Annotated in this window: 17 protein-coding genes; 6 read left to right on the forward strand and 11 right to left on the reverse strand. The window is 59.6% G+C overall.

Features of this window, described 5'->3' with window-relative positions; genetic code table 11:
* Positions 1-12: 12 nt before the first annotated feature.
* Positions 13-1,791 carry a Hint domain-containing protein gene (locus ACYUCQ_RS13650; RefSeq protein ID WP_460255101.1) on the forward strand — a complete coding sequence of 593 codons (1,779 nt, stop codon included), beginning with the start codon at positions 13-15 and terminating at the stop codon, positions 1,789-1,791.
* On the opposite strand, the gene rsmA is transcribed toward ACYUCQ_RS13650, so the two are convergent.
* The 9 genes from rsmA to ACYUCQ_RS13695 all read right to left on the reverse strand — a co-directional run bounded on the left by rsmA (position 1,733) and on the right by ACYUCQ_RS13695 (position 11,552).
* The gene (gene rsmA / locus ACYUCQ_RS13655; protein ID WP_460255102.1) at positions 1,733-2,566 is read right to left on the reverse strand and encodes a 16S rRNA (adenine(1518)-N(6)/adenine(1519)-N(6))-dimethyltransferase RsmA; all 834 of its coding nucleotides are present in this window, start codon (positions 2,564-2,566) and stop codon (positions 1,733-1,735) included. The genes ACYUCQ_RS13650 and rsmA overlap by 59 nt on opposite strands.
* 33 nt (positions 2,567-2,599) lie before the next feature.
* Positions 2,600-3,910 carry a peptidylprolyl isomerase gene (locus tag ACYUCQ_RS13660; RefSeq protein ID WP_460255103.1) on the reverse strand — a complete coding sequence of 437 codons (1,311 nt, stop codon included), beginning with the start codon at positions 3,908-3,910 and terminating at the stop codon, positions 2,600-2,602.
* Positions 3,907-6,141 (reverse strand): LPS-assembly protein LptD, encoded by a 2,235-nt coding sequence (locus tag ACYUCQ_RS13665; protein WP_460255104.1) that lies wholly within the window; start codon positions 6,139-6,141, stop codon positions 3,907-3,909. Before ACYUCQ_RS13665 ends, ACYUCQ_RS13660 begins: the two co-directional genes overlap by 4 nt.
* Before the next feature lie 4 nt (positions 6,142-6,145).
* A complete protein-coding gene (lptG, locus tag ACYUCQ_RS13670) occupies positions 6,146-7,276 on the reverse strand; it encodes an LPS export ABC transporter permease LptG (protein ID WP_460255129.1) in 1,131 nt (376 codons plus the stop codon).
* 29 nt (positions 7,277-7,305) lie between these two features.
* Complete coding sequence (gene lptF / locus ACYUCQ_RS13675) at positions 7,306-8,439, reverse strand: LPS export ABC transporter permease LptF (protein WP_460255105.1); 1,134 nt, start codon at positions 8,437-8,439, stop codon at positions 7,306-7,308.
* A gap of 78 nt (positions 8,440-8,517) precedes the next feature.
* Entirely contained in the window at positions 8,518-9,249 is a 732-nt protein-coding gene (locus tag ACYUCQ_RS13680) for a pyridoxine 5'-phosphate synthase (protein ID WP_460255106.1), read from the reverse strand.
* The gene (gene pdxA / locus ACYUCQ_RS13685; protein WP_460255107.1) at positions 9,246-10,241 is read right to left on the reverse strand and encodes a 4-hydroxythreonine-4-phosphate dehydrogenase PdxA; all 996 of its coding nucleotides are present in this window, start codon (positions 10,239-10,241) and stop codon (positions 9,246-9,248) included. The genes ACYUCQ_RS13680 and pdxA overlap by 4 nt, the downstream gene beginning before the upstream one ends.
* 6 nt (positions 10,242-10,247) lie before the next feature.
* Positions 10,248-10,877, reverse strand: coding sequence for a flavin reductase family protein (locus ACYUCQ_RS13690; RefSeq protein WP_460255108.1), 630 nt, complete (start codon positions 10,875-10,877; stop codon positions 10,248-10,250).
* Positions 10,878-10,949: 72 nt separating this feature from the next.
* Positions 10,950-11,552 (reverse strand): hypothetical protein, encoded by a 603-nt coding sequence (locus ACYUCQ_RS13695; protein ID WP_460255109.1) that lies wholly within the window; start codon positions 11,550-11,552, stop codon positions 10,950-10,952.
* A 43-nt stretch (positions 11,553-11,595) separates the two neighbouring features.
* Between ACYUCQ_RS13695 and ACYUCQ_RS13700 the strand changes: the two genes are divergently transcribed.
* The gene (locus ACYUCQ_RS13700; RefSeq protein ID WP_460255110.1) at positions 11,596-11,847 is read left to right on the forward strand and encodes a hypothetical protein; all 252 of its coding nucleotides are present in this window, start codon (positions 11,596-11,598) and stop codon (positions 11,845-11,847) included.
* 217 nt (positions 11,848-12,064) lie between these two features.
* Here ACYUCQ_RS13700 and ACYUCQ_RS13705 read toward each other — a convergent pair whose 3' ends face one another.
* Together ACYUCQ_RS13705 and ACYUCQ_RS13710 are read right to left on the reverse strand one after the other, a co-directional pair.
* Positions 12,065-12,652, reverse strand: a complete 588-nt coding sequence (locus ACYUCQ_RS13705) for a YcxB family protein (RefSeq protein ID WP_460255111.1) — start codon at positions 12,650-12,652, stop codon at positions 12,065-12,067.
* A 184-nt stretch (positions 12,653-12,836) separates the two neighbouring features.
* On the reverse strand, positions 12,837-13,715 hold the full coding sequence (locus ACYUCQ_RS13710; protein ID WP_460255112.1) for a hypothetical protein: 879 nt from the start codon (positions 13,713-13,715) through the stop codon (positions 12,837-12,839).
* Positions 13,716-14,047: 332 nt separating this feature from the next.
* Between ACYUCQ_RS13710 and ACYUCQ_RS13715 the strand changes: the two genes are divergently transcribed.
* From ACYUCQ_RS13715 to ACYUCQ_RS13730, 4 genes are all read left to right on the forward strand, one after another.
* Entirely contained in the window at positions 14,048-14,707 is a 660-nt protein-coding gene (locus tag ACYUCQ_RS13715) for a hypothetical protein (RefSeq protein ID WP_460255113.1), read from the forward strand.
* Positions 14,708-14,826: 119 nt separating this feature from the next.
* A complete protein-coding gene (locus tag ACYUCQ_RS13720; RefSeq protein WP_460255114.1) occupies positions 14,827-15,588 on the forward strand; it encodes a Crp/Fnr family transcriptional regulator in 762 nt (253 codons plus the stop codon).
* Positions 15,585-15,926: a carboxymuconolactone decarboxylase family protein gene (locus ACYUCQ_RS13725; RefSeq protein ID WP_460255115.1), complete on the forward strand. Its 342-nt coding sequence runs from the start codon at positions 15,585-15,587 to the stop codon at positions 15,924-15,926. The genes ACYUCQ_RS13720 and ACYUCQ_RS13725 overlap by 4 nt, the downstream gene beginning before the upstream one ends.
* A gap of 85 nt (positions 15,927-16,011) precedes the next feature.
* Positions 16,012-16,773 (forward strand): Crp/Fnr family transcriptional regulator, encoded by a 762-nt coding sequence (locus ACYUCQ_RS13730; protein ID WP_460255116.1) that lies wholly within the window; start codon positions 16,012-16,014, stop codon positions 16,771-16,773.
* Positions 16,774-16,855 lie beyond the last annotated feature (82 nt).

Below are 16,855 nucleotides of genomic sequence, written 5' to 3' on the forward strand. Positions count from 1 at the left end.
GGCTAACGCGTCATGCAGCCCGATCCTCTGGCCCCCACCCTCGGTATCGCGATCACCCAAACCGTGACGCTCGATTGGTTCGAGCCGATCACCGAACCGGCAGCCGATTGGAGTGCCGCGCAAAACTGGTCAGCAGGCCAACTCCCCGGCACCGGCCTCACCGGCGTGATCGACGGGGTTTGGGCGTCAATCGATCCGGGCATCACCCTCAATGCCAACATCCTGCTGCAATCGGGCGCCAGCGCTGCGGGCTTGATCGGCAATGGCGGCGCCATCGCCTTCGGCACCACCAACCACCTCTCAGTGGTCGGCACCGCCGATCTGTTCGCCCAAGATTCCCTGGTCAATCAAGGGGTCATCGCCCTCGCCCCCGCCGCCAACGTGGATATTGTGTTGGATCTCGGCGCCATCTCCGGCCTACCCGGCGCCGCCGCGCCCTATTTTGCCAATAGCGGCCTGATCGAAATCAATCCCGGCGCCAGCCTCGCCCTTGCCGGCACGGAACTCGAAAATTCCGGCACCATCATCCTCAATAGCGGCAGCCTCACCATCATGGATGGCGCAGTGACCGATCAAGCCGGCACCGAAGGCACGATCAGCCTCGCCGGCAGCGCCGCCGCCATGGTCAATGACGCCGTCAGCGGCCAAATCTTCGCCTTCGCCCCCCAGGCACGCGCCACCCTCACTTTGGATGACGTCGCCATCGGCACCACGCTCACCTTGCCCGGCTTTGGCGCGTCCGATCAGCTCTTGCTCCCCAACCTGCCCAACGCAACGGTCGACCTCACCGGCAGCCTCGCCACCATTATCCCGATCGGCACCCTCAACGCCCAAAACCCCGCCTGCTTTGCCGCAGGCACCGAAATCCTCACCCCGCGCGGCCACGTCCCGGTCGAAAACCTGACCGTTGGCGATCACATCATCACCCGCCTTGGCACCATCCGCCCGATTCGCTGGATCGGCCATCGCCGCATCACCCATCACGGCCCCACACTCCCGCCCAGCCTCGCCCCGGTGCGCATCCTGGCCGATGCGTTCGGCCCCGGCATGCCCCGGCGCACCCTATCCCTCTCACCCGATCACGGGATCTATTTCGAAGGCGTGCTAATCCCCGCCAAACATCTGATCAATGGCGCCACCATCACCAATGCCAACCCGCCGCAAAGCGTGCATTATTTCCATCTCGAACTGGACCGCCACGATGTCGTGCTGGCCGAAGGGCTAGCGTGCGAAACCTATCTCGATACCGGCAATCGCAGCGCCTTTGAAAATGGCGCCCCGCGATTTGGCCGCCGCAAAAGCTGGGATCACGATGCCGCCGCCCCGCTCTGCACCCAGGGCAAAACCCTGCAAAAACTCCGCGCCAGCCTGCTCGCCCGCGCGCAAGCCAGCGGTTTTTCCCGCCATTTCGTCACTGATCTTACCGTGATGGTCGATGGCATCGCCGCCAAACCCTTGCTGACCACCGCCCTCACCCGCCGCTTTGCTTTGCCGCCGCGCCATTGCGATCACGCCGAAATCCGCTCCGCCCATTTTGCCCCCGCCGCGTTTGATCCGGCGTCGGATGATTGGCGCCAACTCGGCATCGCCCTGACGGGGCTGCGCATCGGGCGCACAAAATTCGCGCCGGATCATTTGGCCCGGTCAGGCTTTCACCCGCGTGACGCGGGCGATCCAGCCCTGTGGACCAATGGCATCGGCATCATCGCCCTGCCCCGGCGCGCCCAACGGCTCACGCTGGAGCTTGCCGGCCTGCCCCTGGCTTGGCGATCGCATGTCCCACTGCCATAGCGTGCCGCGCCATCGCCAAATAGGCCTCCGGCGGCACCGTCTCCGCCCGGCGCTGCGGATCAATCCCGGCAACCTCCAGGAGCGGCACCGCATCAATCGCCCGTAACGAGGCGCGCAGCATTTTCCGCCGCTGGCCAAAGGCACAAGCGGTAATCCGCGCCACCACCTCCAACACCGCCCGCTCCGGCACCTCGGCGCGCGGCAGCAACCGCACCACCGCCGATTCCACCTTGGGTGGTGGCACAAACGCTGAAGCCGGCACATGCATCACCAAATCCGCCTGCATTGTCAGCCCCGCCAACACCGCCAGCCGCCCATAGGCCGCATCCCCCGCCTTCGCCACAATGCGCTGCGCCACTTCCGCTTGGAACATCAGCACCATCACTTGAAACGAGTCCGCTTGGGTCAGCCAGTCCACCAGCAAGCCAGTGCCGACATTATACGGCAAATTGGCAATAATCGCGCGCGGTGCCGCCACCAATCCCGCCAAATCAAGGCTCATCGCATCCGCCTCGATAATCCGCAGCCGCTCCGGATGGTCGCCCCGCAACGCCTCAATCGCCGCGACCGCCCGTGGGTCAATTTCCACCGCAACCACGCTCTGCGCCTCGCTCGCGAGCAAGGCGCGGGTCAATCCGCCCGGCCCCGGCCCCACCTCAATCACCCGCACCCCGGCGAGCGGCCCCGCCGCCCGCACAATCCGCGCGAGCAAATCTGGATCGAGCAAAAAATGCTGCCCAAGCGATTTGCGCGGCGACAATCCGTGCCGCGCCATCACCGCCCGGATCGAGGGATCAGCGCTGATCGATCAGGCCCCCGCGCTGCGGGTGATAATCGCCTCACGATGCAACGCATCCATCAATTGCCGCGACTCCAACGATACCCGCCGCTGGATCAAATCGGAGCCAATCCGATTAAGCCCCGGCAGGCCCGTGGTTTTTTGCACCCGCGAACACACCATCACCAGCGCCACGCCATTGTGCGACACCAGCGGCTGGCTCGCCTGGCCAATCGGCAACGAGCCAAGCAATTGCTGAAACGCTGCCGGCTGCACGGTGGAGAGATCAACCGGCCCCGGACTGGTGGGCCGCACCGAGCCCGCCGCCTGGTTCGCCGCCGCCACCGCAGCGCAATCATGCAGAGTGCCGCGCAACGCCCCCGCCCGGTTCAGCACCGCAATCTGCCCGGCATCCGGCTGTCCGCCATTGAATGGTGTGGGAAATTTCAAAAACACCTGATTAACGTGCAAAATCGTGGTCGGCACCTCGCCAAATTTGCGCGTGCCCAACAGCGAGACAATTTCATAACCACCCGGCACCCGCACCGGATCGCTAATCGCCCCGGTCGGCATCCGCTCCACAATTGCGCGCACCGCCGGATCAAGCAAATCGGGCGCCACCCAGCCTTTGTCGCCGCCAGTGAGCGCGCTCTCGCTCTGACTGAATTGTGCCGCCACTACTGGAAACGCCGCCCCGTTGCGCAATTGCTTGATCACCGTATCGGCAAATTTGCGCGCATTCTGCGCATCGCGGGGCCGATCAATCGGCACGAAAATCTCGGCAATATGATACTGGGTCTGGCCAATCTCCTTGCGCATCGCCGCCCGTTCGGCGAGCACATCCTCCTTGGTCGGGCGAAAATTCTCACCCAAATGCTTTTTCAGCACCCCATTCCAGCCAATTTGCGTGCGAAACTGGCTGATCAGCGTCGAAAACGGGATGCCCGCTTTGGCCAGCCGCTGCTGCAACCCGTTCGGCGGCAAACCATTGGCCTTGTTGATCCGCTCCACCGCCGCCGCAATTTGCTTTTGCGTGACCACCACGTGGTTTTTTTCAATCGCCTGCAACTGCAAGGTCTGATCGATCAACTGATTAACGATTTGCGGCTTCAACCGGCTCAGCGTGTTGGCCGACATCGGCAACCCCGCCGAGAGCGCAAATAGCCGCGCCCGCGCATCGACATCCTGATTGGTAATCACCGTGCCATTCACCACGGCGGCAATCCGCGCATCCTGCGCCTGCGCCGTCCCGCCCAGCTTCAGGACCAGGGCCGATACCGCCAAAGCCGCGATCAAGGCCCGCAAACCAATTCGCCGCAGATCAACCAACCGAGTATTCATAGTGCACTAAATCCAAAACTGCCGAGGGTTTTCAGGGTGATATTAATCAGCACCGTGGTGCTGCCGTGGTCGTTATTATACGAGGTGTCGCGCCGATAGAAATTCAGGCTCACCGCCGCGCATTCATTCTGCCAAGTCGCCGAAAACGCTGCATAATCGAATTGCTGCGTCTGAATATTACGCGCGGTCATCGCCGAAAAACTCCAATTCTTGTTCACCACCGTCGCGGCACTCAAAGTCAATTCCCGCCGGGGGGTGAAATAAGCCGCCGGCAACGCCGCTTGGGTGCCCAAATAATACGGGTCGGTATTGGAATAGAGATAGCCCGGCGTCACATTCAGCGCCTTGGTGCCAATCCGCACCGACCCATCAATCAGCCGCGCCCCCAAATCATGATGCGACAGCCGGGTGCGATAGGTAAAATCCAACCACGGCACCGGCGCCACCGTTGCCCGGGCGACAATGTCCGAAATATTGTCATTCAGCCCGCTACCCACGGGAAATAAAGCATTTTTATGTGCCGCAACCGATTGCCCGATCAAGCCGGACATCCGCGCCCCATCCGGAAAATACCAAGCCCCCTGCAGCGCATAATCAACCCGCGCCCCGCCGGCGAACCGATCAATCCCCGCAAACCGGTTCAGGCTGAACAGATTTTCGTCGGTAAATGACAAATCAAGACTATCCTCATTGGGGATCAGCGTCGTTTGGGTAATCCCGTAATTCGGTGCCACCACCAATTGCACCCGTGGCTCGATCACCTGCGTGCCCCAGCGTCCCGCCGAGCGCTCCAGCGGCCAGCGAAACTGCACCGCCCCAATCGGGATCGCCCGCGCCGTGCTCGCCGCATCAACGCTGGAAAAATTCGGCTGCTCATTGAGCTTGCTCGCCGAATAGCCCGCCGCGATCAGCCGCAATCGCGCATCGATCAACAGCCCGTCCGGCGCATCCACCGGCAAATTATACCCCATAATCGCGGCCACCCGGCGCGAATCGGTGCCCACCTGCCGGAAAATATTGAACGCGCTGGCCGCCAAACTGACCCGCCCGCCCCACGCATCCGGGCTGCCAACATAATCATAGCGCGCATACGGGGCGACAATCGGCAATTGGCTCTGGGTGATGCTGGTGATCAGCCCCTGAAAAGTCTGCGCATCAATCCGCGCATACGAGCCTCGGCCAAACCCCTCCAAATAGGCATTCGAGGCCAAAAACCCGGCATTGGGCAAATAGCGAAAATCGTTCAAATACTGCACGTTCGATGTGCGATTATACGAAAATCCAGCGCGCCAGGTCGAATTAAGGTCAAACACCCCGTTGGCAAAAATCGCATCCGATAGGCCGCGCGCCTGCGCGTAGCGATCATGCCCCGCCGAGACATTGATGTTCAATTTACCGAAATTGAACGCTTGGCGATATTTCACATCCAATACCGGCCCGGCCTTGGTGGCGATAATCGGCACAATCGTCGCATCCTGGCTCTTGCTGATCCGCCAAAAATACGGAATTGCGAAAAACTCGCCAATATGGGTCGATGAGCCAAAAGCCGGGATCAAAATGCCGCTCTGCCGCCGCACCGAAGGATCGGGCTGTGACAAATACGGCAAATAAAATACCGGAAATCCATAAATTTGCAGCTCGGCATCGTGATATTCGATCACCTTATGCTGCAAATCCTCCACCGCGCTGCGCGCGCGAATCTGCCACAGTGGCGGCGCGGTCGGATCATTTTTGCACAAATCGCAGGTCGAATAGACCGGCTTGGCAATCTCGTTAATCTCGCCGCCAAAGCGCCGCGCCCCATTGCCCACCAGCCGCCCATTCTGCGCGAGCAACACCGCCACACCGCGCGTCACCGCATCCTTCATGCCGTGGGATAAATCCGCCTTCTTGGCAAACACCACCTGCCCAGACGGCTCCATGATCACCACATGGCCCATCGCCGTCGCTTGATCGGTATTGCGGTTAATCACCACCCGATCGGCAAACAATACATGCCCGTTCTGCCACGCCTCAACATGCCCCGCAGCCGTCACAATCCCGGTATTTTTATCATACCGCACCCGATCCGCCTGAAACGTCACGGGTGCAGTCTTGGAAATGGGCCGCTCAGGCCCGCCCACCAGCCCGGCAAGTTGCGCGTGCGCCACCGTAACACACGCCGCCGCCACCGCTAGGCTCAACGGCCAGGCGCGCCACCGGATCGCATGTTTTAAGCTTAAGCGCGCCATCCTCTTAGCCATCCTCCAGATGCAGCAATAACGCAACCGCGAGCATCAATCCCGCCGCCGCCGGCGCCCACGCCGCCAAAATCACCGGCAACGCCCCTGATTTGCCAAATTGCGCCGCCACTTCCGACACCATGAACAAGGCAAACCCAAACGCCACCCCGCCCGCCAGCATTTGCGCAGCCCCCCCGCGCCGCACCGGGCGCATCGAAAATCCCGCCGCCACCAGCGCCATGGTCGCGCACAGCAAAGGCAGCGCCAGCCAAGCCTGATAGGCCAATTCATGGCGCGTCGTCGAAAACCCAGACCGGCGCAACAAATGAATGAAGCCCGGCAGCGCCCAGAATGACAACGCACTCGGATCGGCAAAACTCTCTTGCACCCGCTGCACGGTCAAATCGGTCGGAAACCGCATCACCGAAACCTGGTCCGGTGCCGCATCGGGATGCACAATCGCCACCTGCCGCAACACCCAATCGCCCCGGCTCAAAATCGCCGAACCCGCATCAATCCGCTCAACAAACTGCGTCTGCGGCCCCAGCCGCAAAATCGTCACCGCCCCGGTGCTCAACACATGCTTGACAATCCGCACATCCTTTGCGTGCAAAATCGCCGTCGCCCCGCTGGCACCAGAGGGATCAGCCTGACGCACCCAAAGCTGCCCACCGCTCAATGAGAGCGGTCCCGCCCCCACCGCCAAATACGCCGAATAGAGCGTATCCGCCCGCGCAAACATCACCGCCGAGAGCGGGCTGAGCGCCGTCATCGCAAGCACCCCCAACCCCGCCGCCGTCGCCACCGGCATCGCCAAAAACTGCCAGGCCGAAACCCCGCTTGCCCGCGCCACCACCAGCTCGGAGGAGCGGTTCAGCCGCCAAAACGCATAAATCCCGCCCAGCAACACCGCGAACGGCAAAATCCGCAGCCCCAGCCACGGCACCCGCAGCAGCTCCATCTCACTGACAATCGCGAGCGTCGCCGCCGGCTTATCCGCCGCCTGCCGCAGCAAATCCAGAAAATCAAACAGCGCGCCGATCAAGGTCAGCCCGCCCAGCATCGCCAGCACCGAAGCCAAAAACCGCCGCCCGATGTAAAATGACAGGGTCCAAGGCGGCAGCCCCACCCGCCGCGCCGCCATCGGCGCTGTGCTCGTCGCCAATCCCGCCATCACGCCACCGTGCCCAGCGGTGCGGACCGCATCGCCCGCCGCGCCCATCGGCGCCAGACCCAAAACCCCGCCGGTATTAGCAAAATTGGTCCACATTCCGCCAACCAAATCAACGGAATCAACGCATTATCCCGCGACGCCAAATTCCCCACCGTCACATTCAGCGCCACCAGCATAATCACCCCCGCCACCGCACTCGCCGGCGCCGCCATCCCGCCAAATCGCCGAAATTTCGCCCCCAGCGCGGCAAACAAAGCGATTATCGCATAAGAAAGCACCGCAAACGGCCCGGCCAGCCGCCGCGCCACCTCGGCATGCCATTTCTTGCGCGTCGCCACCCCCACTTTGGTCGGGTCCGGATGCAAAAGCTGCGCCATCGAGGCCTCCGATGTTTTCGGCGCCACCGCCGGATCGCTCTTGGTCCCCTGGCTGATATTGATCAAATCCCGCTTGAAACTCAGCGTATTCAACCGCTGCGTCTTGGGATCGAGCTGCTGACGCAACCCATCGCGCAACAGCACCAACGGCCCCGTCGCCCCGCGCACCAACCGCCCAGACCGCGCCAAAATCGTCGCCGGCGCGCCCTTATCGCGGCTGTCGTAAATCATGATCCCCTGCAACACCCCATCCGGCGTCCGCCGCTGCACATACACCGTCACATGCGGCTCAATCGGGGTAAACACCCCCGGCTCCAGCAAAAACGCCGCAATTTTATTCCTAATTTCAAACTCATACCGGCTGAAACTCTGCAAACTGCTCGGCACCAGCCACACATTCAACACCCAACACAGCGCCATCACCAGCACCGTCAGCGCCAAAGCCGGCCGCGCAATCGCCACATCCGAACAGCCCGCCGCGCGCATCACCGTCAATTCCCGATCCGCCGCCAGCCGCGAATAAACGAATAAAATAATGATAAACAGCGTAATCGGCAGAATCACCGCGAAAAAACTCGGCAGCAACAGCCCGGTCAAATGCACAAACACCACCGGCGACAAACCATGCTGCAAAATCAACTGAATGAACCGCAGCGATTGCGTCATCCAGGTCAGCGCCACCAACCCCACCGTAATCGCGATCAGCCCCACCGAAAGCTGGCGAAAAATATACCAATCAAGTCTGCTCGCCCGCATCAGCGCCCTCATACCCGGCTTTTGACCGCCCCGCCGCCCGAACGCAAGCGCCCGAACGCAAGCGCCGCGCTCAGCGCCTCACCCGATCCCCACGCGCCGCCGCCCGGCATCCATCACCGCGCGCATCCGCCGCACCGACTCCACCAGCCCATAGAACACCGCCTCCGCCACCAGCGCATGCCCAATATTCAACTCGCGCACCTCAGGCAGCGCCACAATCGGCCCCACATTCTCATAGGTCAGCCCATGCCCCGCATGCACCTCCAACCCCAACCCCGCCGCATGCCGCGCCCCCTCCACCAGCCGCGCCAATTCGCCCGCGCGACCATTGGCGTAAGCACCGGTATGCAACTCCACCACCGGCGCTCCCAACCCCGCCGCCGCATCAAGCTGCACCGGGTCCGGATCAACAAATAACGACACCCTGATCCCCGCATCGCGCAGCGCCGCCACCACCGGCCCCAAAGCCGCGCGCTGCCCGGCCACATCCAACCCACCCTCGGTGGTCACTTCCTCGCGCCGCTCCGGCACCAAACAGCACGCATGCGGGCGCAGCGCACAGGCAATCCGCACCATCTCCGCCGTCGCCGCCATCTCCATATTCAACGGAATCGCCAAAGCCCGCGCTCGCTCGATATCCGCATCGCGAATATGCCGCCGATCCTCGCGCAAATGCAGCGTAATCCCATCCGCCCCCGCCTCAATCGCCAGCCGCGCCGCCCGGATCGGATCGGGATAATCCACCCCCCGCGCATTGCGCAGCGTCGCCACGTGATCCAAATTCACCCCAAGCCGCACCGGCGCACTCATGAGCGCGCCCCCAAATTCACCGCCATAGAAGCCGCAACCTCCAGCGCCGCCAGCAAACTCCCTGCCCGCGCCACCCCACGCCCGGCAATATCAAACGCCGTGCCATGATCCGGCGAGGTGCGAATAATCGGCAAACCCAACGTAATATTCACGCTACGCTCCACATCCAAGGTTTTCAGCGGGATCAGCGCCTGATCGTGATACATGCAAATCGCCGCATCATAACGCCGCCGCGCCTCAGCGGTAAACATAGTGTCGGGCGGCAAAGGTCCAACCACCGCAACCCCCTGCGCGCGCAACGCCGCCACCGCCGGCGCGATAATCCGCCCCTCCTCATCGCCCATCGCCCCCGCCTCGCCCGCATGCGGGTTCAACCCCGCCACCGCAAGCCGTGGCCGCGCAATGCCAAAATCCCGGATCAACGCCGCCTGCGTCACCATCCCCGCCGTAATAATCGCCTCGGTGCACAACCCCGCCACCGCCACCCGCAGCGCCTCATGCACACTCACCGGCACCACCCGCAATTCCGGCCCCGCCAGCATCATCACCGGATGCGCACAACCCGTGAGAAACCCCAAAAACTCAGTATGCCCCGGAAACCCAAATCCCGCCTGATACAGCACCGATTTGGCAATCGGATTGGTCACCACCGCCCCAACCGCACCGCCCAGCGCCAACTCCACCGCAAGCTCGATCGAGCGGATCACCGCACCCGCATTCGCGACCGACGGCACCCCCGGCGTCACCGCCGCATCCAGCCGCACCGGCAACACCGGCAGCGCCGCGCCAAACACCCCCGGCGCCTGCTCCACCCGCTCAATCACCTGCACCGGCACGCCAAACCCCGCGAGCCAATCCGGGTCCGCCAGCACCATAAATATCGGCCCCGCCGCACCCCGCGCCCGCAATTCCCGCCAACACGAAACCGTAATTTCCCCGCCAATCCCGGCAGGGTCACCCATGGTCAGCGCCAGAACCGGCCGCTCACCCATCCGCGATCACCGGATCGGCCAATCTTCCACCGGAATCCGGGGCATATCAAACCGCTCGCTGGTCCCGGTATACCAACCCCCGCCATGCATCCGCCCGATCAAATCCAGCTTCGGCGTATCAATATGACAGCGCTTGGCATCCAGCACCGCATGATCCCACACATGCATCGCCACCACCTCGCCAATCACCAACGCCCGATCAGCCGAAAAATCGATAATCGAATGCAGCTTGCACTCCATCGCCACCGGACTCTCCGCAATCCGCGGCGGCTTAACCCGGCTCGACGCCAAAACACTCAACTGCGCCTGCTCGATCTCATTCACCTCCGGCCCGAACTCAATCGCGGTGATATTCATCGCCTCCGCATTCGCCCGCGCCACCAAATTCACCACGAACTCGCCCTCGCGCCGAATATTCTCGCCGGTATCCTTCGGATTGCCCACCGCCCGCGCGCCAATACCAATACAAATAATCGGCGGCCCCGCCCCAAACGCATTAAAAAACGAAAACGGCGCCGCATTCGTCGTCCCATCCGGGCTGAGCGTCACCACCCACGCAATCGGGCGCGGCACAATCGTCGACGCCAACAGCTTGTACTGATCAAGCGGCGGCAAAGCAGTCAAATCAAATTCCATTTTTTCTCCTTGCCCGCAACCAGCCGATCTGTCCATGCCCACCAGACCATCGCCCAGACCACACTCTTATTTTCACGCCCTTGGCGGCGGCACCGACACCCCGATTTTATCAATCGCACCCAGCAAACTCGGCATATTGGAAATATTTGCCCGCTCAAACAGGGTCAAACTCAGATTATAATTCAGCGAAAATCCCGTCCGCGAACCCATAAACACTAGCGGTTGATAAATCGCCGAAGCCCCCGCCCCGTGACCGCGCCCAAGCACAATCACATCCAGAGCACTGCTCCCCGGCAAGCGCCGGAACGCCACCGCGACCAGTTTATCAATCCCGGTATTCCATAATTCCGGCGGCGTATGCGGATCGGTAAAATCATAAACATCCCGCCCCTGCCGATATAAGCTCAACGCAATATACGGCCCCCAACGCCCATGAACATGCTGCGCCGGCGGATATTCAAACGGATCAGGGATCAGATGCGCCGCAAAACAAACCAACCCGTAAGGCGGCAAATTCACCGGAAACACCTGCCCAAGCACCAAATTCTTCGGCAAAATCGGCAACGACCGGCAAGCCCCACCCAACCCAGCCGCCCGCGCCCCCTGCCCCACCAGCGCCCACCCCAGCACCAACCCCAAAATCGCACCGGACCACCGCATTCTTTCGCGCCGCATCACCAACCGCCCCCACCCGTCATTGCGAGGCCGCGAAGCGGTCGTGGCAATCCATCTCCTTCCCATCAACAGCCCCGAAACCGCGCAGCGCCACCGCCTTAGTTTTTCGCTCCCCGTCACCAACCAATCCCACCCGTCATTGCGAGACCGCGAAGTGGTCGCGGCAATCTATCTTCTCCCCATCACCTGCCCGGCCCATCGCCAAACCCCCATCGCCGATAACCCGCACCCGCAAAACAATCAAATCATCCCCAAACCGCTGGCCGCGCTCCACACACCGTTGACGCTCGGATAACCGCGAAACCACCGTGTTTCTGGGAAATGCCTCAGCAATGAACAAAGCCTGATAAAACGTCGTCTCATCCATCGCCGCGTTAAAATATGATGACAACTCTTTGTGGACGCCCACGACATCCGGTAAGCACCATCATTCATCCCAAACCCACTCCGGGCAATGCCAAGATTAATATCGAGGTGGTCAACTCGCATCCGTTACGCCTATGCAGCAATAATTACTGTTTAGCTTTACCCAGAGCGGCCATGAGTCCAAAATGCATCAAGTCGATGTCCGCACCCTGCTCAGCTAATCGAGAAGGGATTATGATATAAATTCGTGAGCTTATATAAAGCAACGTCACATACTTATTAGCCTGCCAGGCGACAAAATCTTTCCATTCAAACTGAATCTCACCGCGATCAGATCGGATTAAGATCTGGTCAGGTAAAATTACTAATAACTGCGTCTCGTGAGCGAGCGGAGACTTCTGATAGGTCCGCCGAGCACCAGCTGGGATTATGAAAATCCTGTACAAAAATAGAAAAATAAGAAAAGTAATGGTCGACTGACCAAACATTCCGATAGTTTTGGCAAATGTTTGGTTATGTCGTAGGATCGAAACTCCTATAATTATTGCTAAAAAAATAGCATAAATCCGTAAGAGACGAGAGATCAAACGGCTATTCAGAAGCGCAGCCTTCACAAAATCATCTTCCTCAGCAATAAATTTGATTCCTTGGCCTTCTATAGCATTAGAGACGCTTGGCATGAAACAAAACTCTCCGGTGTGAGTGTTATAATTACCGCCCTTGCGGGACGACAATTCAAAAAAATTATGAACAGGTGTCGATTCTAGAGCAGGTTGGTTGAACGGTAATCATCGTTCATATTATATCTTCGGATCCGATGGATAGACATCGAATTATCTTCGTAAATCTTCGCGCAAACACTAGCCATCATAACCGACACATCATTAAACCTGCAGGGCGCCCTAACACCTTCATGATTCACGGTAATTTAATCCTATCATGCTGCAAGGTATAATACCCCTGTAGCGACAACATAAAGAAGCGGTTCAGCGAAAGAGCCGATAAAATAATTCCCCATTTAGCCAAACCATACAACGCCATGGGAAAAGGGCCAGCCCAATCATACCCATTGGTAACGACCCGGTGGTCCGTTGGACTCACAATGAGTTGGAACATCCAAAATAAAAGACCGAACACTATCATCATCGTACATAATCCCGATACGTTAGGCGGCCGCCCGCGCTTAGGGCCATTTAGCCTTATTAGTTTTGTCACAGTATCAAAATTTAACAATATTATTCCTGTTGTGCTGGCGATGGCGATGAGTATCGCGTCAATAATTGTAATCACAACAATATATGCGAACGAGAAGACCTTATATGTGTGGGATGAGAACCCGTAAGTAAACAGGCGGTGGACATATGATATAAAATCGAAGTGAGATACAAGTTTCATAATAAAATCTCCGGAGGAATTTATTTCGAAAATAAGTGCAAAAAAGGGTGATGCAATATATAAAGAAAGAAATACCACTCCAGTATAATTACTTCTTGAATAGTTAAGAACATCGATCGTACCAAACTCATTTGCGCGCCGCGGGTAAAGAACGGCAACTCGAATGCTCTTAATAAATACAATCCGAAGAAAATCGACAAGAATGCAAAAACTAATGTAAGGAAGTGCAATCTGGGATTGAGTGCTAGGAAACGCAACCAGCATCGATAACATTGTAAATTGGAAGCCATAAAAGAGGCGAATCAGGATGATTGATGGAAGGCTTTCAAAAAGTTGGGCGTCGCGCAGGAAATCTCTCTGGCTCTCATTCAGGTTTGATAAAATTCTGGTTGTCTCAGCCATCGAATCACCTTTCAAACTTAAATAAATAAAGCTTTCCGGCCAACCGCTGAGCCACTAAGTCCGGCACTTTCGCGCCCTAAACTGGTCTAAAAACTCGCAACCGCATACGCCAATTATCTCCGGGCACGTCAAAACCAATCCGACTTGGCCAAAGATTGATTATTCAACCACTATGTCAGGTGCCACAAATGATTGCAATAAGTTCGAAAAGATAGCCAGCTCGTAGCGTGGGGTGCGCTTGAGCACCCCACCATCTCGCAACCACCGCGCTCCAAGACCATCGCCGCATTTTCCCCTTTCGCACCCACCCCCTGTTATGCCATGTTAGCGAAATGGAGCAGGTCACTAACCCCCTCGCGCTTTTGCTCGCCGACCGCTTCACCGCGATCGCGCAGATGCTCCGCAAAACCCTCGGCGCCCCCGACTACGCCCGCTTTAATCTTTCGCTCAAGTGGGCCGTCTGGCACCGTATTTCGCTCCTCGCCCGCCGTTTTCGTTCTCTCTCCTGCAATCCCCGCCCCATCCGCGAACGCAAACCCGGCGCGAAAGCGCAAACCGCGCCCGAACCCGCAGAAGCACCAGCGCCACCCCCTCCAACCGGAGCAAAAAGGCGCGAAATTCCGGGGCAAAATGGCTGGCTGCTGCAAACCTTCCCCGGCCATCACATCCCCTACGTGCGCGGCCATCTGATCCGCTTCCTCGAAGACCCCGATTTGTCGCTCCTGCACAGCGAAAACCCAAGCATAGGCCGCGTGCTGCGCCCGCTCTGCCACATGCTCGCAATCCCGCTCCCCGCTTACCTCAAATTACCCCGCAAACCGCGCCCACCTCGCCCCAAACCAGCGCGCAAACCAGCGCGGCGGAGCGAAAAACCGGAGCCGTCATTTTACGACTATATGCTGGCAAAATACCCTCCTGCTCCGCCACGCCCCACTTTGCCCGGCCATATCTACGGGCCACCCGCCCGCGCAAAAATCAACTTCGAGCGCTGAGCGCAGAATCACGACCTATTCGTTACGATATACCAACAAACAGGCGCAAAAAATCACTTGATCTAAATCAAAGACCGCACCATCGCTCCGGGCCGATGCTACGCCCATCAACCGATATTATGCTCCAACAACCCAAGGCCACACCCCCCATGCCAACTGCCGCAGCATCCCCGGCCCCGCCTGCTCCGCCTCGTTTGCTGCCCCAGGCAGCCTTGTCATCGCATCAAGCCAAAAAACTCGGCCAAATCGCCCAGCTCGATCATTTTGCGCCCGGCGATTACCTGTTCCATGTCGGCCAGCCGGTTCAAGCCCTGTTCAACATCATCAGCGGTGTCGCCAAATTAATCGCCGAACCGGCTGACCATCGCCCGGTGGTGATCGGTTTCGCCTTCAGCCACGATAGTCTCGGCCAATTCAGCCCACCCGCCTACACCCGCTCCGCCCAAGCCATCACCCAACTCACCGCCTACACTCTGCCGCATGATCGGCTGAACCATCTCCTCACCGCCGATACAAGCCTGCATCAACGCTTGCTGAACCAATTTTGCGCCAATCTCCGCGCCACCCAAGCCCATCTGCTCACCCGCCGCGCCCCGCCGCCCCAGCGCATCGCCGCCTTCCTGCTCTGCCTGCACGAGCGCACCACGCCCGACCCGCAAGACCCAACCCTCCTCATCATCCCCATGCGCCGGATCGACATCGCCGATTTTCTCGCCCTCAGCACCGCCTCACTGCGCCGCATTCTCGGCTGGTTCCAAACCAGCCAATGGATCGAACATCTCAGCGCCCACCGCATCCGCATCCTCAACCCCCAAGCCCTCACCCGCCTCGCCGCCGGATCACCGCCCAACCCTCATCCAACTCAAGGAGCCGCCTCATGATCAACGATTGGCCAGCCATGATTACCGCAATGGATCAAGGCGTCGGTCGCCTGCGCGATGCCCATCCCGACATGATGAAAGCCTTCTCGACCCTGGCCAAATCAGCCCATGGCGGTGCCGCGCTTGATGGTAAAACCAAGGAACTCATCGCCCTGGCCATCGGCGTCGCCACACGCTGCGAGCCATGCATCGCCTATCACGCGCGCGATGCCGTGCGGGCCGGCGCCAGCCGCGAAGAAATCGCCGAAACCCTCGCCATGGCGGTTTATATGGGCGCTGGCCCATCCGCTATGTACGCCGCAAAAGCCCTGGAGGCCTACGATCAACTTAAACCTTGACCCCGCCATCAGGCCAGCATACCTTCCCATTCAGCAACACCCAATAAAGTTGATCACTGGCCGATAGTTCTGAAGGGGAAGCGCAATGCCCGATGATCTGAGCATCATTCGGCGTGGGCCAATCAATGTGGCCGCCGAAATGAGTGCCGGTCTCTGCGCCAAATGCGAAGCCCGCCATATCGGGGTGTGCGACGCGTTGGGCGATGATGATCTGCATTTCCTCGCCGGCGTCGCCCGCCGCGCCAGCGCCGCCCGCGGCCAAATTTTCATCACCGAAGGCGATCCAGCCAAACAATTTTTCAATATCAATCACGGCACCGCCAAACTCTATAAAGACCTCCCCGATGGCCGGCGCCAAATCATCGGCTTCGTCAGCACCGGCGATTTCGTCGGCCTCGCCGCCGAAAATATCTATGGCTTCACCGCCGAAGCCCTCGAACCGATCCAATATTGCCGGTTTGATCGCACCGAACTGCGCGCCGTCTTCGGTCGCTTCCCGATCATCGAGCGCCGATTGCTCGATGTCGCCTCCCATGAGCTGGTCATCGCCCAAGAACAAATGCTCCTGCTGGGCCGCAAAACCGCCATCGAGCGCGTCGCCACCTTCCTCGATGGCTGGCGCAGCCGCGCCGCTCCCTGCGCCACCCCCAACACTGCACAGGACGCGGCCCTCGATCTACCCATGTCGCGCAGCGAACTCGCCGATTATCTCGGCATCACCATCGAAACCGTCTCGCGCGCCCTCGCCACCCTGCGCAAGCAAGGCATCGTCACCATCGGCAGCGATCACCGAATCGCCATCCTCAAACCCGCCCGCCTCGCCGCCATCAGCCAAGCCGCCGAATAATTTCGCTTTTGATTCCCGATCAATTTCTCGTGAACAAAACCACCCCTAAATCGATTATGTCGCCCACCGCCGCCCCGGCAGC

The organism is Acidiphilium sp. MT5 (assembly GCF_054767495.1).

What these genes read in the sequence shown, in the direction of transcription:
- ACYUCQ_RS13650 (WP_460255101.1), top strand. Translation starts at nt 13, where the DNA reads ATGCAGCCCGATCCTCTGGCCCCCACCCTCGGTATCGCGATCACCCAA.
- rsmA (WP_460255102.1), bottom strand. Translation starts at nt 2,566, where the DNA reads ATGGCGCGGCACGGATTGTCGCCGCGCAAATCGCTTGGGCAGCATTTT.
- ACYUCQ_RS13660 (WP_460255103.1), bottom strand. Translation starts at nt 3,910, where the DNA reads ATGAATACTCGGTTGGTTGATCTGCGGCGAATTGGTTTGCGGGCCTTG.
- ACYUCQ_RS13665 (WP_460255104.1), bottom strand. Translation starts at nt 6,141, where the DNA reads ATGGCGCGCTTAAGCTTAAAACATGCGATCCGGTGGCGCGCCTGGCCG.
- lptG (WP_460255129.1), bottom strand. Translation starts at nt 7,276, where the DNA reads ATGGCGGCGCGGCGGGTGGGGCTGCCGCCTTGGACCCTGTCATTTTAC.
- lptF (WP_460255105.1), bottom strand. Translation starts at nt 8,439, where the DNA reads ATGCGGGCGAGCAGACTTGATTGGTATATTTTTCGCCAGCTTTCGGTG.
- ACYUCQ_RS13680 (WP_460255106.1), bottom strand. Translation starts at nt 9,249, where the DNA reads ATGAGTGCGCCGGTGCGGCTTGGGGTGAATTTGGATCACGTGGCGACG.
- pdxA (WP_460255107.1), bottom strand. Translation starts at nt 10,241, where the DNA reads ATGGGTGAGCGGCCGGTTCTGGCGCTGACCATGGGTGACCCTGCCGGG.
- ACYUCQ_RS13690 (WP_460255108.1), bottom strand. Translation starts at nt 10,877, where the DNA reads ATGGAATTTGATTTGACTGCTTTGCCGCCGCTTGATCAGTACAAGCTG.
- ACYUCQ_RS13695 (WP_460255109.1), bottom strand. Translation starts at nt 11,552, where the DNA reads ATGCGGCGCGAAAGAATGCGGTGGTCCGGTGCGATTTTGGGGTTGGTG.
- ACYUCQ_RS13710 (WP_460255112.1), bottom strand. Translation starts at nt 13,715, where the DNA reads ATGGCTGAGACAACCAGAATTTTATCAAACCTGAATGAGAGCCAGAGA.
- ACYUCQ_RS13715 (WP_460255113.1), top strand. Translation starts at nt 14,048, where the DNA reads ATGGAGCAGGTCACTAACCCCCTCGCGCTTTTGCTCGCCGACCGCTTC.
- ACYUCQ_RS13720 (WP_460255114.1), top strand. Translation starts at nt 14,827, where the DNA reads ATGCTCCAACAACCCAAGGCCACACCCCCCATGCCAACTGCCGCAGCA.
- ACYUCQ_RS13725 (WP_460255115.1), top strand. Translation starts at nt 15,585, where the DNA reads ATGATCAACGATTGGCCAGCCATGATTACCGCAATGGATCAAGGCGTC.
- ACYUCQ_RS13730 (WP_460255116.1), top strand. Translation starts at nt 16,012, where the DNA reads ATGCCCGATGATCTGAGCATCATTCGGCGTGGGCCAATCAATGTGGCC.